Source organism: Cupriavidus sp. C3SS-1 (genome assembly GCF_057073755.1).
The window spans coordinates 442,015-457,333 of sequence record NZ_CP172701.1 but is presented as its reverse complement, the minus strand read 5'-3'; the positions used below and the strand labels follow the sequence as shown (position 1 = coordinate 457,333).

13 protein-coding genes and 3 pseudogenes are annotated in these 15,319 nt (G+C 59.6%); 13 read left to right on the top strand and 3 right to left on the bottom strand.

Annotation, left to right across the window (positions count from 1 at the left end; translation table 11 throughout):
- Positions 1 to 182: 182 nt before the first annotated feature.
- From ACIGJC_RS30745 to ACIGJC_RS30730, 4 genes and pseudogenes are all read left to right on the top strand, one after another.
- A protein-coding gene (locus ACIGJC_RS30745) for an IS5-like element ISJp4 family transposase (RefSeq protein ID WP_086004422.1) occupies positions 183 to 1,000 on the top strand; the annotation gives its coding sequence in 2 pieces (ribosomal slippage) (positions 183 to 531 and positions 531 to 1,000; 819 coding nt in all).
- Between the two features lie 52 nt (positions 1,001 to 1,052).
- Positions 1,053 to 1,403: an EF-hand domain-containing protein gene (locus ACIGJC_RS30740; RefSeq protein ID WP_483714706.1), complete on the top strand. Its 351-nt coding sequence runs from the start codon at positions 1,053 to 1,055 to the stop codon at positions 1,401 to 1,403.
- Positions 1,404 to 2,526: 1,123 nt separating this feature from the next.
- The gene (locus ACIGJC_RS30735) at positions 2,527 to 3,006 is read left to right on the top strand and encodes a CreA family protein (RefSeq protein ID WP_483714705.1); all 480 of its coding nucleotides are present in this window, start codon (positions 2,527 to 2,529) and stop codon (positions 3,004 to 3,006) included.
- Between the two features lie 120 nt (positions 3,007 to 3,126).
- A pseudogene (locus ACIGJC_RS30730) lies at positions 3,127 to 3,561 on the top strand (MgtC/SapB family protein); the annotation flags it as partial.
- Positions 3,562 to 4,157: 596 nt separating this feature from the next.
- Here ACIGJC_RS30730 and ACIGJC_RS30725 read toward each other — a convergent pair.
- Entirely contained in the window at positions 4,158 to 4,559 is a 402-nt protein-coding gene (locus tag ACIGJC_RS30725; RefSeq protein WP_483715210.1) for a hypothetical protein, read from the bottom strand.
- On the opposite strand from ACIGJC_RS30725, the gene ACIGJC_RS30720 reads away from it, so the two are divergent.
- The 5 genes from ACIGJC_RS30720 to ACIGJC_RS30700 all read left to right on the top strand — a co-directional run bounded on the left by ACIGJC_RS30720 (position 4,469) and on the right by ACIGJC_RS30700 (position 10,885).
- Positions 4,469 to 4,909, top strand: coding sequence for a universal stress protein (locus ACIGJC_RS30720; RefSeq protein WP_483714704.1), 441 nt, complete (start codon positions 4,469 to 4,471; stop codon positions 4,907 to 4,909). The two genes, ACIGJC_RS30725 and ACIGJC_RS30720, sit on opposite strands and share 91 nt — an antisense overlap.
- A 44-nt stretch (positions 4,910 to 4,953) precedes the next feature.
- Positions 4,954 to 5,670 carry an ABC transporter ATP-binding protein gene (locus ACIGJC_RS30715; RefSeq protein WP_483714703.1) on the top strand — a complete coding sequence of 239 codons (717 nt, stop codon included), beginning with the start codon at positions 4,954 to 4,956 and terminating at the stop codon, positions 5,668 to 5,670.
- A complete protein-coding gene (locus ACIGJC_RS30710) occupies positions 5,664 to 8,030 on the top strand; it encodes an ABC transporter permease (protein ID WP_483714702.1) in 2,367 nt (788 codons plus the stop codon). The genes ACIGJC_RS30715 and ACIGJC_RS30710 overlap by 7 nt, the downstream gene beginning before the upstream one ends.
- Before the next feature lie 4 nt (positions 8,031 to 8,034).
- Positions 8,035 to 9,222 carry an efflux RND transporter periplasmic adaptor subunit gene (locus tag ACIGJC_RS30705; protein WP_483714701.1) on the top strand — a complete coding sequence of 396 codons (1,188 nt, stop codon included), beginning with the start codon at positions 8,035 to 8,037 and terminating at the stop codon, positions 9,220 to 9,222.
- Positions 9,223 to 10,216: 994 nt separating this feature from the next.
- A complete protein-coding gene (locus ACIGJC_RS30700; RefSeq protein WP_483714700.1) occupies positions 10,217 to 10,885 on the top strand; it encodes a DMT family transporter in 669 nt (222 codons plus the stop codon).
- Between the two features lie 775 nt (positions 10,886 to 11,660).
- On the opposite strand, the gene ACIGJC_RS30695 is transcribed toward ACIGJC_RS30700, so the two are convergent.
- Together ACIGJC_RS30695 and tnpC are read right to left on the bottom strand one after the other, a co-directional pair.
- On the bottom strand, positions 11,661 to 11,741 hold the full coding sequence (locus ACIGJC_RS30695; RefSeq protein WP_483715176.1) for a hypothetical protein: 81 nt from the start codon (positions 11,739 to 11,741) through the stop codon (positions 11,661 to 11,663).
- Between the two features lie 149 nt (positions 11,742 to 11,890).
- Positions 11,891 to 12,600: pseudogene (gene tnpC / locus ACIGJC_RS30690) on the bottom strand (IS66 family transposase); the annotation flags it as partial.
- A gap of 371 nt (positions 12,601 to 12,971) precedes the next feature.
- Here tnpC and ACIGJC_RS30685 point away from each other — a divergent pair.
- The 4 genes and pseudogenes from ACIGJC_RS30685 to ACIGJC_RS30670 form a co-directional block, all read left to right on the top strand.
- Positions 12,972 to 13,442, top strand: a pseudogene (locus tag ACIGJC_RS30685) (cation diffusion facilitator family transporter); the annotation flags it as partial.
- Between the two features lie 638 nt (positions 13,443 to 14,080).
- On the top strand, positions 14,081 to 14,407 hold the full coding sequence (locus ACIGJC_RS30680) for a DNA-binding response regulator (protein ID WP_483714698.1): 327 nt from the start codon (positions 14,081 to 14,083) through the stop codon (positions 14,405 to 14,407).
- Between the two features lie 342 nt (positions 14,408 to 14,749).
- Positions 14,750 to 14,989, top strand: a complete 240-nt coding sequence (locus ACIGJC_RS30675; RefSeq protein ID WP_483714697.1) for a cyclic nucleotide-binding domain-containing protein — start codon at positions 14,750 to 14,752, stop codon at positions 14,987 to 14,989.
- A 32-nt stretch (positions 14,990 to 15,021) separates the two neighbouring features.
- Entirely contained in the window at positions 15,022 to 15,231 is a 210-nt protein-coding gene (locus ACIGJC_RS30670) for a helix-turn-helix domain-containing protein (RefSeq protein ID WP_483714696.1), read from the top strand.
- Positions 15,232 to 15,319: the final 88 nt, after the last annotated feature.

Sequence of the window (15,319 nt, the reverse complement as noted above, 5' to 3'; positions counted from 1 at the left end):
AAGAGGAGGGAGCAGCCAACTTAGAGACTGTTTCAAAAAGACGGCTCAGCGCGCCTGAAGATGTTCCAGCAGACGAGAGAGCAGCCGAGTTTTAGAGACCGTTTCAAAAAGAGCCCCGGGGGGCTGTTAACCTTTTCGGCAAGCTGTTAACCTTGGCCATCTGAACAACTGGAACCGAGGGGATGAGCGCGCCGATCATTGATGATGAACTGTGGGCACTGATCGAACCTTTGCTGCCGCCGCCGAAACCGCGACGCAAGAAATATCCAGGGCGGCTCCCGGTTTCGAACCGGGCTGCACTGAACGGCATCCTGTTCGTGTTCAAGACTGGCATACGCTGGTGCGACCTGTCGACCAAGTTGGGATTCGGGTCGGGGCCGACCTGCTGGAGGCGCTTGCGCGATTGGCAGAAGGCCGGCGTTTGGAAGCGATTGCACGAGCTACTGCTGGCGAAGTTACGCGAGGCCGGCGAACTCGACTTCTCCCGAGCAGCCGTCGATTCATCGTCTGTGCGAGCCGTTGGGGCGGGCGAAAAACTGGTCCGAACCCCACGGATCGCTCGCGACCAGGTTCCAAGCATCACATCCTCGTCGACGCAAATGGCGTCCCCATCAGCGCAATCCTGACCGGGGCGAACCGCAACGACGTCACCCAACTGCTGCCGCTCGTCGACGCGATCCCGCCAATTCGCGGCGTGCGCGGTCGCCCGCTTCAAAAGCCCAAAGTCATCTACGCAGACCGTGGCTACGACTCCGAGCCGCATCGTCAGCGGCTTCGCGAGCGCGGCATCAAACCGGTGCTCGCCAAGCGCCGGACAGAACACGGCAGTGGCTTGGGCAAATTCCGCTGGGTTGTCGAACGTACTCACGCGTGGCTTCACAACTTTCGTCGTCTTCGCATTCGCTTCGAACGTCGAGCCGACATTCACGAAGCGTTCCTAAAACTCGGCTGCTCTCTCGTCTGCTGGAACATCTTCAGGCGCGCTGAGCCGTCTTTTTGAAACAGTCTCTTAGAGCCAAAAGCAAGAAAATCCTAACAATCGGAGAAAGAATATGATGCAAGAAGCTAGTAAGGTTTGCTTGGCTGTCGCAATGATGCTCACCATTGGCGGAGCGATTGCGCAGCCAGCCCCAGAACCAGGAACCACCCGGATGCCCGAAGCATCGACGCCGGCCGAAGCCAAGGCACGGATTGCAGAGCGCTTCAAGGCCTCTGACAGCAATCAAGACGGAAAGCTGACACGTGAGGAAGCGCAAGCAGGCATGCCTGGTGTCTACAATCACTTCGATAAAATCGATAGAAAGAAGCATGGCTACGTAACCGAAAAAGAAGTCGGTTCGTACTGGGGGGCAATGTCCAAGGAAGAAATGAAGAAAGAAAATCCGCAATGGTTTGGTCATTGATGTGAGAAGCGAATCCTTCGAAGATCCCGACCACGCGAGGTCTCAAGGATGCGTTTCTTTGGAATAGGGCTGAGTCCATTCGCCGGCCTCAGCCCATTTTTGTGAATTCTGCGACTTCTCAGGGGCGATGAGGTCGGCGACGCTGGCGGGTCGCGTGCGCATCAACGATGCGGGTCATCTTATTTGGGACATCAGCAGACTCGCCATGTTCCGTGCCATCCCACGCCCCGATGCTCCAGCTGCATGACGCCGGATGACCTTTGCAGTCCCATCTGGAGACGAGGAGTTTCCTGAAGGCGGCGTAGCCCGGCACGCGAGCAACCCGCGATTGGACTATGCAACAAAATTCTTGCGATTTGCGACTTTAGGTAGCGGCAGGCTCAAGGGGCGGGCCACCGTAATGCGGTAGCCAATCCGCGGATATCAGTGTGATCCGGTCCACCGACCCATCGCGGTCTTTCAAGCTCACGAGACATAGACGGCCTTCGGCGTTCTGTAGCCGAGCGACTGGTGCGGTCGTTCCTCGTCGTAACGCCCGGCCGCGACTTTGCTGATGGCGATGCCCTCGTGCTTGAGCACGCCCGTTAAGACGTGGCTCGTGACTGGGCGGATTCAACCGGTCGTCGCACACTAGATTGTTGAACAGATTTTAAGTATTCGTCCAGAGCTTCTGCGGGGGTTTTTTAACCAAGCGTGTCGTTGTCACGCAGCGACTCGAGCCACCTCAACTGATCCAGCACGAGGTCGAGGTGTTTTCGCGTCGCCTTTTTTATGGATCGCTTGATCTGCTGATAGAGCGAGCGCCGCAACCAACCGCACCGTCTGCAACGTCCGCTCCACCCGATACGGGCGAGAGCGGCACAAATTGAGCGCAGAGCAGTTGGGAACCCGGTCCACTTTTTGTCGAGCACGGCGACGACTAGCCCAAGCGACGGGCTCAGGGTCAAGTGGGGCATCGGTCAATTCGAGGTTTCCTCCCTCTTAGAAAAAGCAGCCACGCGAAACTGATCTTTGACCCGTATCAACTTCGATACTCGATGTCGGGATATTTTTGAATGAGAGGAAAAGACTATTCTATCGACAGCCTGTCACAAGTTCTGTCGCGAAAACATTAAGGGAAACTATGTGGACATCCTTATTCCCATTGCAGGCCGCAATAGCTGCGGCGCTACTTCTCTTGCAGCCTCATGTCTCTTTAAGTAAAGATCTGGCGACCATCGAAACCGAATCGAAGCGGTATGGATCGCATCTAGGGATTACAGTCTACGATGATCAGCTGGTACGCGGCGTCGCATGTTACGTATCTGAAATGCATGTAGACATTCCTCAGCATGGCGCGCGCCAACCCCACTCTCAAGATGTAACAGTGTCGTGCCACCAAGTGGGTAAGCTCAGTTTGTCAAAATCAACTCCCGTACAAGCGCAGGTTTTTGACCAATCTGTAGCGCTTACCTTTAAGTCAGTCCATGTGATCAGAATCGTCGACATCGAGCGGCGCGCACTCGTTTACGTTACGTATATGGAGGCCGACATGGCTGGCAATTCGCCTGGGCAAGTCATGGTCATCCCGTTACCCGACGAAATCAGTATCCCAACCAAATGAAGTCGAGTGACCGAACGTCGGCCACACCTGGCGAGCAGATAAAGTCAAATCTGGATGCACAGACATCACCACACGAGTTTGCGATAGTCCGCTCGGAGCAGTTCTCAGAGGAGAACGGCCTTGACGCCACTCGGAATACGCCACGAAGCCACGGGCTTGGTGGCGGCACTGACGTTCGGTCTTCTGATTGGCTTGGAGCGTGGCTGGCATGAGCGCGAACTTCCCGAGGGCGGGCGCGTAGCCGGCCTGCGCACATTTGCCTTGACAGGTCTCCATGGTAGCGTTTCTTGGCAACCTGTTTCCGGAATTTGGCGCCTTGGCAGTGCTCTTGGATATGAAGCCGACATTGCATGGCTGGCTTCGCCTGATTGAGCATCGTGAAGTGGCGGCGGCGCTGCAACGGCTGGTGCTCTCATTTTGCCCAACCTCCCGAGTGTCCGGATGGGCTCGTACAAGGCGTTGAACCCGTACCAGCTATGGTGGGCGGTGATACTGATTGCAGGCCTGTCCATGGTCGGACACGTGGCAATGCGGCTCACCGCTGCCACGTTCGGCTAACTCCAAAGAGCTTGTCGTGGCCACGCGTGTGAGTCTCCGCCTGGATGGCTGCTGCGAACTCTCGACTGGTGCTGAACTCCCAGTCCTCGCCATGTCGCTCAGCCCAGTGTTGCCTGATGTGCTTGTTGATTGTCTCCATGGACCCGATGGAACCGAGCGCTGCCCGTATTTGCTTTTGCGTCGCCTAGATATCCGAAAGCCAGCAAGTCTCTGGCTTTCTGCTTCACGAAGCTCGTGGGTTACCAGCATGGCACTGGTGGACTAGGGGGCTAGGAATCACCGCTGCGCCGGGCGGGAGCGTTCAAAGCGCGTTCTGCTTCGTCGCAGGAGCCATGCTCTTGTCAGGGCTCTTGCTCTATGCGGGGAAGGGTCAGCTCAGCCGGGCCCGGGCTATGGCCACCGCGCTCAAGCCGAGCTTTGTAGGCCTCGCTTACCTGAGCGCACGAAACACCCGGACTACCGCATCGGCGAATCCTCGATTGTGGCAGTTGGCCTATCACCGACGGAGAGGGCGGCTGGCGCTCAGATGTGGCGCTTGTGCGATTATGGATTGGGGAGGATGACAGGTTGAACCATGGCGCTCCCGGCCAGACTTACCCTACGCAATGGCGCCAACCGAATGATGGTGCTGGATCTCCGGTGTGCGCCACCGAACAGCCGGAGGCGCGGCTCAGCCGGACAATAGTGATCTCTTCATGACGGTCCGGCCGTATAGCGCGGCTTCTTGCGCTTACAGCTTCTTTGATCCAGCCCAAATCCGTGAATGATTCATCACCTACCTTATGAACAAAGGCATGGGGTTTGACCGATGGAAGATAACCGCCGCGACCTGTAATCCGCCATTTTTGCAATGTTGTGCGGCGCAGCATGAGATCGCTGCCGTCTTCGTCATCAGGAGTATGCGATGCAATCCATTGTACTTGCGGCCGATGGGTCAACATATAGCGATGCAGCGGCACAATTTGTGGCTGCTGGGAAATTACTGAAGGGGCCATTGCTCGTACACCTCGTTCACTGCATGCCAGACGTGTCGGGAGAGGTGAAGTCCTACATCAGCGCCGCTGACCTTGCAGCATGGCACTCGGACGAGAGCGGCCGGACGTTGCACTCTGCCGCTGAGATCCTGAGCGCAGCGGGTGTTCCGTTCGAACAGCACGCGCTGACGGGTTTTGCGCCAGAACGCATCGTCGAGTTTGCACGCTCTATCAATGCGGCAGCGATCGTGATGGGCACTCACGGCCGTGGCGCATTTCTGGATGCCATTGTCGGTTCCGTAGCGGGCCGCGTCATTGCTCACGCCCCATGCCCCGTCATTCTGGTAAAGGCTGGCACAGCCAGCAGCTAATGACTGGGAATGCTTGACCTCCAGGTAAAGAGGTCAGCTCTGCAATGTCCAACGATCGCAGTCCGCTCTTTCGCGTGCGCGGTGTCTATAAGACGTATCAAACTGGCGAGGTGGTCGTCCACGCGCGAATCGGCGTGGACCTCGACCTTTATGACCGGGAGTTTGTCGTCCTATTGGGAGCATCGGGAAGCGGAAAATCGACGTTGCTGCATATTCTAGGCGGACTGGACCGCCCCACGTCCGGGACCATCGAATACCGGGACCATGACCTGGCACACGCCGATGAGGCGGGTCTTACCCTTTACCGCCGCGAGCACGTCGGCTTTGTATTTCAGTTCTACAATCTGATTCCGAGCTTGACGGCCCTAGAAAACGTCGCATTGGTGGCCGATATCGCCGAGCATCCCATGAATCCGCTCGATGCCCTTGACATGGTAGGGCTATCGGCGCGCAAGGACCACTTTCCAGCGCAACTCTCCGGCGGTGAACAGCAGCGCATTGCCATTGCCCGTGCCGTTGTCAAGCAGCCGGACATTCTTCTATGCGACGAGCCAACCGGAGCGCTGGACTACAGCACTGGGAGGCTTGTACTGGAGGTTCTTCAGCGCGTAAATACGGAGCAGGGAGCAATTACAGCCGTTATCACCCATAACACGGCCATAGCTGCAATGGCTGACCGGGTGCTGCACATCAGCAGTGGCCGCATTACGGAGATTGAGCAGCATGCAACCCGCGCAAATCCATCGGAGTTGCGATGGTAGCCGCACGCTTCACCATGTTATCGCGCGAGTTGTGGCGGCTTCGCGCCCAGGTTATTGCCGCGGCGCTGGTCGTCGCATGCGGCATAGCCGTGCTGGTAGCGATGAATGGGGCATGGCACTCTCTTGCATCCGCCAAGGACCGTTACTACGAGATGCAGCGCTTTGCCGACGTGTTTGCCAATGTGAAACGTGCACCGGTTTCTCTCGAAGGACCTGTTCGGGCTATCCCGGGCGTGCGCGAAGTTCTCATGCGCATCGTCCATGACGTTAATGCCGATGTTCCGGGCACGCGGGAGCCGGCCACCCTTCGCCTAATTTCCCTGCCAACCTTCGGCAAGGCCGATATCAATGCGCTATGGCTTTCACGTGGCCGACTTCCCGACCCCTCCCGTGAAGACGAAGTCGTCCTGAGTGTCGCCTTCGCAAATGCCAACGCACTGGATGTCGGGGGACACCTGACAGCCATACTCAATGGCCATGCTCGCCGCTTGACGATCACTGGCCTCGGAATGTCACCAGAGTACGTCTATGAGGTAGGGCAGGGCATGGTGTTTCCGGACAACCGCCGGTTCGGCGTCGTGTGGATGGGGCACGCCGCTATGGAATCCGCCTTCGATATGGAGGGGGGGTTCAATGATCTGGCTATCCTGCTTGACGCCGAGGCTCGCCCCCAGGAGGTCGTCACCAGGCTGGACCGGATGCTTCTCCGTTACGGCTGCCTCGGGGCGTATGAACGGACGCTGCAACAGTCGAATCGATTCCTTAGCGATGAACTCGACGAGATCCGCGTGATCGCCAACTATGTCCCGGCCCTATTCCTGGCGGTGGCGGCTTTCCTGGTGTATACGTTGCTGAGCCGCCTCGTCACCTTACAGCGGGCCGAGGTTGGTTTGATGAAGGCGTTTGGCTATAGCACCGAGACCGTGGCGAGCCAATATGTGTATTTTGGCCTAGCGACGGTATTGCTTGGGGGGCTGCTCGGCGTACCTGTTGGCCTGTATCTGGAGGAATTGCTGGTCGGCCTATACCGCCAGTATTTCCACTTCCCCGCGCTGAACGCTGAGGTCTCTCCCGGGATCGTGGTCGGCGCTGTCATAGCGAGTGTGTCTGCGGCCTCCCTGGGCGGTGCATCGGCCGCCGTGCGCGCAGGCCGCTTGTCACCGGTCGAAGCAATGCGCCCTGAGTTACCCCTCGGCTTCCGGGCGAGCATTCTCGACCGTGCAGGCCTCCTGGCAGTGTTGCCGATTCCCCTTCGCCTAATCTTGCGCAATCTGGCTCGTCGGCCGGGCAAGGCCTTGATGTCCATCACCGCCATCGCGCTGGCCGTAGGGTTGACCATCGTCGGACGGTTCGGACTCGACGGCGTCAATACGATTCTCAACCTTCAGTTCGGCCGCGTTCAGCATGAAGATTTGACGTTGATCTTCAACGAACAGCGCCCCCTGCAGGTAGTCCATGACTTGGCCCAGATGCCGGGCGTCCTGAGAGTCGAGCCATTTCGAATTGTGCCAGTATGGTTGCACAACGCGAATCGCTCCAAGCGCACCGTAATCACAGGTCTGGAAGCCACGGGAGAGTTACATGAGATTGCGGGCTACACCTCCGGGCGTCATCCGGTTGCTTCGGACGGGCTTGTACTCTCGGCAAGACTGGCGGCAGAGCTGGGCTTATCGGTGGGTGAGCGTGTTGAGGTTGAAGTGCTCGAGGGCCGCCGCAATAGTGTAGTCATGCGGGTAGCGGATGTCGTCGATGACCTGCTGGGCGTCGCTGCCTACATGGACCACAAGGCATCATCCCGATTGCTGGGCGAAGCGCCTGCAATCAGTGGCGCGTACCTCCGCGTCGACACCGACAAGGCACAATCTCTGTACCAAAGGCTCAAGGGCCTGCCCGTCGTGAGTTCGGTGATCATACGTTCCGCCGTGATCGCCAGCATTCGAAGAACGCTTGATCGGACGTTCGTCGTCTCCAGTCTGGTGCTGGCGGCCTTCGCCACGGTCATCGTGGCAGGGGTCGTTTACAACAACTTTCGCATTGCGCTGTCCGAGCGCGGGAATGAGTTGGCCAGTCTGCGAGTACTTGGTTTTTCCCAGCAAGAGGTTTCTGGGATTCTGCTTGGCGAGCAGTACTTTCTGACGGTTTTGTCGTTGCCGGTCGGGATCGCCGTGGGCTATGGATTGTGCGCCTTGCTCGTCCCCATGTTCGACCGAGAGGCCTTTCGCATCCCGCTCAGCCTGAGCAGGCAAACACTGGCGCAGGCATTGCTGCCAGCCATCGGCGCTGCAGCCGTGGCCGGACTGCTTGTCCAGCAGCGGCTGCGACGGCTGGACCTGATCGCAGTGCTGAAAACCAGAGAGTAAGTCGATGCGGTGGTCAAAAGCCAAGACGTTCCTGATGGTCGGCTCTGTCGTGGTTGCGGCGGGCCTTGGCTATCTGCTCATGCCCGAGCCAGTGGATGTCGAGGTGGTGCGACCCTCCGTTGGCGCCATGGCAGTCACCACTACCGAGGAGGGAGAGACCCGCAGCAGGGAGCGCTACGTTGTTGCCGCGCCTGTCGCAGGAAGACTGATGCGAATCAGCTTGCGGGAGGGCGACTGGGTGCATGCAGGCGAAGTGGTGGCGGAACTTGCGCCACTGCCGCTGACGGCCCAGGAACGCGAAGAAGCCGAAGCAAAGGTCGCTGCGGCACGTGCGGCATACCGTGAGGCGCAGGAGCGCGCCAGGCATGCCGCCGAAGACTACGCTCAGGCGCAGCGCGAACTGCAGCGTGTCGAGAGACTGGTGCGGGAGCGTTTCCTGTCTCCTCAGGCAGGGGAGCAGGCCGCCAACGCCTCCATTACCGCCGGCAATGATCTCGCCGCGGCGCGCGCCCGAGCCAGCACCGCCTTGCAGGAGGTCCGCGTGGCAGAGGCCGGCCTGCTGGCCATCGAGGAGCACAAACGTGGGCGCTGGCCGGTCGTGCCGATTCATGCACCGTTCACCGGGGCCGTATTATCCATTTCGGAGCGCAGCGAACGGGTTGTCGCTGCGGGCGAGCCCCTGCTGACAATCGGCGATCCACATGACCTGGAGATCGTGGTCGAGCTACTGTCAACGGAAGCAGTCAAGGTGCGGCCGCAGATGCCGGCGAGGCTGGAAGGATGGGGCGGCGAGCAAGTGGTACTAGGCAAGGTTCGGCTCGTGGAGCCCCATGCGTTTACCAAAGTATCCGCCCTGGGCATAGAAGAAAAGCGAACCCGGGTGATTATCGACGTTATTGATTCACCCTCTGGGCTGGGTGATGGATTTCGCGTCATTGCGAGCGTTGTGCTGTGGCAGACCGATCGCGCGACAAAGTTGCCCGCTAGTTCGCTGTTCCGATGCGAGGGTTCCCAATGGTGTGTGTTTCGGCTTGAGGGCGACCGGGTGCGCAGGACGGAAGTCCGGATTAGTCATCGGAATTCGGATGAGGTGGAACTGCTTTCTCCCCTGACCGACGGCGTACAAGTGGTTCGATATCCGCAAAACAGCCTTCAGGATGGCCAGCGGGTCAAGCTGCGTACCGGCCACTAGTCCAGTGTGTCAGTCGAAAAGTACCCCAAGTCGACTGCGCCCCCAGGTTACATGCCACGTCGCCAATGTTCGCAACGGCCGCGCCTGTTGCCGCGGATTGCGCTTAGTGTACGGTGCCGGAGGTGCAGCTTTCCGGTGCGGTTACTCGGTTACTCTGGCGCCGTGTGCGAATGAAGGCTGGTTGTCTTCCATGGTTGCCGCCGCCGGCCCAGATTGGTGAGGTGTCGCGCAGGCCTAATATTTGGGGCTCTTTTGAAAAATTAGTGGGTTATGCGGCATGCGGGTTGATCGAGGAGAAGTCGAGCTTTCCGGCGATCAGCAAGATCACGGTTGGATCGCATGACGTACAGCCCGGCGACGACCACGAGGGGCGGGCCGTACGAAGTACGGGACGACGCGCAAGGGGAATCGGCGCTCCCCGGTCACCCGGCTGACGGCCACAATAGCAGCGACAGCTACGGAATCTACGATGACAGCTGAGGGTGAGCGGACTGCGCGATCCCAGAGGCGGACTAGAGGCTCATCTTGAAAGACCTTGACGCGGTGGAGTGCTTCGAGCCTGTCAGTGTCTGAACAAGCGAAAACCTGGCGCAAACGGGACGCGTTCATATAGATTACCCCCAAGAGCACCAGCCGGCGGTATTATTCACCGCAAGCGCATTCTGACTTTCCTCCCAGCCCAATTGTTTTTCCTGCTGACAACAGTACCCAGCTCCGATCCCCCCATCCACGCCGCGCAACCCACTGCCAGCGGCGCAACAAGCAGCCAACCCGTCATGAAGGACCACCACACGCCGTAAGGCATCGCACTGATGATCGCGGCGGTAGCCTGCTTTGCCACGCTCGATACGCTGACCAAGGGCATCGGCGGCGCCGTCCGGGTGGCCATGGCGCTGTGGGTGCGTTATCTGGCGCAGACGGCGCTGACGGCGCGGTCCTGTTGCCGGCGCGCGGCCGGTACCTGCTGCACACACGCCGGCCGGTCCTGTAATGCATGCGCGCGGCACGGATGCTGGTGTCGAGCCTGTGCGCGTTTTTCAGCCTCAAGGTGATGCCCGTGGGCGACTTCACCGCGGTGGCAATGCTCACGCCGCTGGCCATCACGCTCGCCGCGGCAGCGCTGATGGGCGAACGTGTCTCGCCGGTGCGCTGGCTGTTCCTGCTGCAGAGGTTTGCCGACGCGGTGATGGTGATACGCCCCGGCCCCGAATTCCAGCCGGCCATGCTGCCGCCGCTGGGCGTGGTGGTGTTCAACGCCGACTACCAGTTGCTGACCGGCGCGCTGACGCGTGCCGACGGCGTCGGGACGACGCACTTCTACACGCGCTCTGTGGCGACGCTGCTGCTCACGGCGGCGTTTCCGCTCTCGTGGGTTTGGCACGTCAGCGCGATGCACTGGGCCCTCCTGGCCGGCATGGCGCTGGCCGGTTGTGCCGGTCACCTGTGCCTGTTGCTGGCCTATGCGCGCGCACCGGTAGGCATCCTAACGCCGTATCTGTATCTGCAGATCGCTTTTGCCATGCTCGGCGGCTGGATGGTGTTCGGCTCCGTGCCGGATGCGTGGTCGGTGCTCGGCGTCGCATTCATTGCCGCCAGCGGCGTGGGCGGAACCGCCGCGGCGGCGCGCGAACGGGGAGCGCCCGCGGCGAACGTCCCCGCGTGACGCCCGACCGGCCGCTAGCGGGCGCCGAGGCCGTGCGCTCAAAGTCATACAATCGCTCTTTCACGCCTATTTCGCGCTCTCACGCGTATGTCGGACGGAATCCGATAGTCATCCATGTCAGAGGCGGCGGAGACTGGCAACATCAACGTTAGCTTGAGGTGTCCAGCAATGAAAAAGACACGCGCACGGGACCATCTCTCTGCCTTGTTGCTCGATAACACTGCGCTGCATAAGCGCTGGAACCTGCATCAGAACAGTGTCCATGAGACGGTAGCGCGAAGCCGTCAGCTCGTGAGGACAAGTATGGCTCTGCTCTCTGAGATTGGGTGGTACGGTCCGAAGCGGTGGTAGCAGTGGTGAGGCGATGCCAAGCCGGGACGAACTGAGCGACCGTCGGCCCGGAGTACTTCGTCCGAAACGCGCGAACAGAGCGTCTTAGGTACTCTGCACGTGAATCAAATTAGCCGGTTCCTTCCAGAGGAAGCCTCGAATGCAGTTACTCCCTAAATGGCTCAGGGCCGAACGTCTGAAGGGACTCGACAGCCATATTGCCGAGTCGCGCACCCGAATCCATGAACAGGTCGGGCGCGTAAGAGAAGCAAAACTCCATGATGGGGACGTTGGACTAGCTCTGCTCGTACTTCGCTATATGCGCCACAGCCACTGGGAGCTTCTGCTCCTCCGGCGGCGGATCTCCTGAGAGGAAACGCTGATCGAGTATCGACCGGGGCGAACAAAGTATGAGCTCCGACCGTCAGCATCCTTTGGGATACTTTCAGGCTGCGCTCTGGCGAAGCTGATCAGCCACGGCCCATGGCAGTAGTTCGCTGACGCGATTGACGGGGTGCTCGGCAATGCGGGCAATGACGTGTCGCAGGTAAGCCTCGGATCGAGACCGTTCAGTTTGGCTGTCGCAACAAGCGTATAGATTGCGACGCCGGGTGCACCGCCACTGTCGGAGCCGAAGTGCGGGAAGTTTTTCCGGCCGAGAGCAACGCCTCGCAGTGCGCGCTCCGCCGCATTATTGTCAATCTCGACGCGGCCAACGTCGGCATACAGCGTCAGTGCAGCCCAGTGATTCAATGCGTAATTGATGGCCTTCGCGGTATCGCTTTTGTGCGACACCGTGCTCAGCGTCGAGCGCAACCATATTTCGAAGGCATCCAGTAAGGGGCGCGCCCGTTCCTGTCGGACGCATCTTCGCTCGTCTGGGGCGTGCCGCGGATCTCGGCCTCAATCGCGTACAGCTCACCGATCCGACGCAGCGCCTCGGTGTTGACCTTGCTCCTGCGTGCCAGGTACAGGTCGTGGAATTTGCGTCTCGCGTGAGCAACGCATCCAGCCTCTCGCACGTCGCCTCGTTCGTAGATGGCGTTGTACCCAGCGAACGCGTCAGCCTGCAAGATTCCCTTGAAGCCCTTCAAGTGGGTCTGCGGATATTCTCCCGATCGACTGGGGCTGTATGCGAACCAGGCGACCGGTGTCTCCTTCGATCCGGCCTGTCATCACGTACATAGGTCCAGAGCCGCCCCGTCTTGTTCTTGCCATTGACGGGTTCAAGCACCGGTACCGGCGTGTCGTTCGGCATGGATCTTCGAGGCCGCCATCACGTACTGTCGAATGGCATCGACCAGAGGGCGCAGTAGTGCACTAGCCTGGCCGACCCAATCGGCCAGAGTCGATCGGCTCAATTCGACACCGTCCCGCGCGTATATCGCTGACTGACGGTACAGGGGGAGATGGTCGCAGAACTTACTAACCGGGCGAGCAGGCGAGGACCCGGCATACCGCGATCAATGGGTCGGCTGGGTGCGGCAGCCTGCACGATGCAGTCACAGCAAGCGCAGGCCTTCTTCGGCCGACGATGACGAATCGCTTGTTAATGACCGGGCACGTACTCGAGCTGCTCGGCGATGTCTCCGCCAAGCTCGCTGAGCGCTCCACCGCACTGCGCGGCAGCACTCATCGGCTAATGGAACCCCTCGGCTATATCCCGCCCGCCGAAGCTGAGGCAAACTACTATCGGCAGCATAAAATGCCTGCCCCCGAACCGCTATTAACTTAAACCAACCAGCCTCCACCGTTCCCGGGGCGGTTCAATCACTACGGGCACCAGCGTTTCGAGACTGCCTCCTCGCTGGTACTTGGACTTCTTTTGCTGGTCGTCGGCGTCGGCATGCTGTTAACGCCGTACTCAAGCTTGAGCATCCGGATTCAATCCAGCCTGTACGAATAATCGGGCTCTGGGTCGCCCCTTGGTGCGCTGGCAACAAAGGAATTGTTGTTTCGCTATCTTCTCGCTATCGCCGAACGAGTCAGGTCAAGCATGCTGGTTGTAAACGCCTGGCACGCCCGGATGCAGCGTCTGGTGGCACTGGGGATCCTGGGCAATACGCTGGGTTACCACCTGCTGGATCCGATTGCGGCGCTCGTGGTAGGCCTGATGCTGACAAGAATCGGCTGGCGGTTCTCCCGGAGTGCCCTGCGGGATCTGATGGACCGTGCGATCGACACGGACACGGTAACGGCGATTCGAAATGCCACACTGGAAACGCCCCGAGCCAAGTGAAGGCTCCCTGCGTTCACGACACCGGGCCACAAATCAGGAGTCGACCGCTGTCAGGGTGCCCTGACAGGCCTGCCGTATTTACTTACGTGCACAGGGGCAAGGCCGACAAACGGCGCGCCACGGTCCTGACATTACAATCAGCGTCTCCTGATGGCGGTAATCGGGTGTCCCTTCGATACTGGAGTTAGCAACGCTCTGCAATCGACGAGGGAAATGGCCATGGACCACTATTGCACGCTGTGCGGACGTCTCGGGCATTCTGCATCGGGCTGCCCATGGGGTCCTTACATTTATGATCCGAAAATTTCTCTTTGGGCGCCAGACCTGTGCCAGGCGCAAAGGGGACAGCCTGCAATTGCTAGGCTTTGGGCGGCTGCGACGGTAACGCCGTCTTCACTACGGGCGGTGAGGCATAATTTCCTCGCAGGCGGGGCCTAAACGCAGACCGCCTGTCAGGAAAGTCTGACAGAGCCGCCTTCAAATCTGACGCCACTCTCAGTGGCGCCTCATTTCGACACCCCCCGGACATCCACAATACTGGGTACATGAGTGATCCCACCCCACAAGATAGCCTCACCGTCTATCTGCTCGAACACGTTATCCCGATCCGGCGCTGACAGTTGCGTATGCTGAGGACGCTTGCAGGCATTCAGGTCATAGGAATGGGGGCAGATGCAGCGACCGAGTTGCAGGTGCTGATTGCTGTAAGGCCGGACATCATTCCGATCGGACTGCGCGCCTCGCAGCCAGGCTCGTTGTCGCAGATCCAGACAGTGGCGAAAGCACTCCCGGAGAGCATCTTGATTGTGCTTGCTGAAAGCGGCGCTTCATTGTTACGTAAGGCTTGCCTGAAGGCAGGTAAGCGCTACTGCTTTGACAGGTCGCTCGAGATCAATGAACTGCGGGCGGCTCTGATGGAAGCCGTTGCAGTCAAGAACGCCAAGGAACGATAGGGAGAGTGCAATCGGTGACAAATGCGCGCAGTCCAGAATGCGCAAGAGCGCCGTTCGGCCAGTCAACGACTGGCATCGAGATGGAGACAACGATGTTCGAAACAAGCATTGCGGGGACGGCAGCCTTGACGGCATTCGATACCGTCGCCTCGGCAGCGGAGGATTTTGGTCACATCGCGTCCAAGTCGCCAAAGCCAAAGACCCATGTTCCTCCTGCGCGTTGCGGCACATCTGCATGGTGTCCGCCCTGGATGAGAAGGAGGTCGCTCGACTGAGTGGCGTTGTCCTCAACCGGCGAACGCTCAGGCAGCGCTGTACCGGGCCGGAGATCCGTTCCACAGTGTGTATGCGTTGCGCTCAGGTTCGTTCAAGACCGTTCTCTCGCACCAGAGTGGCCGGGAATACGTATCCGGGTTCTTCCTGCCTGGCGAAACTATCGGCGTAGACGGTATTGCGACAGAGCAGCATACCTGCGATGCCGTTGCCCTCGAGGACAGCGCCGTCTGTGTGATCCCGATCCATCTACTGGAAGCGCTGTGCCGCGAGTCAAGCCGTTGCAGCTACATGTTCATAAGATTTTGAGCGCGGAAATCGTACGTGAAGCCGGTCAAAGAATGCTGCTCGGTAACCTCACCGCCAAGCAACGCGTGGCCGCGTACTTGCTCGACATCTCAGCACGGTTCGAACGGCGGGGTTATTCGGCAACCGACTTCACGTTGCGCATGACACGGGAGGAGATTGGGAGTTACCCGGGCGTAACACTGGAAACCGTCAGCCGTACTTTGTCCCGCCATCCGGGGCCATGGCAAGCAAGTCACGCTTGAGGCGCTTGACGCGCGCTGGGGTCAGGCAAAGGCAACAGTGTCCGCACGCCTCGCCCGCCCGCACGCAAATGCATCCGGCCACCGGCAC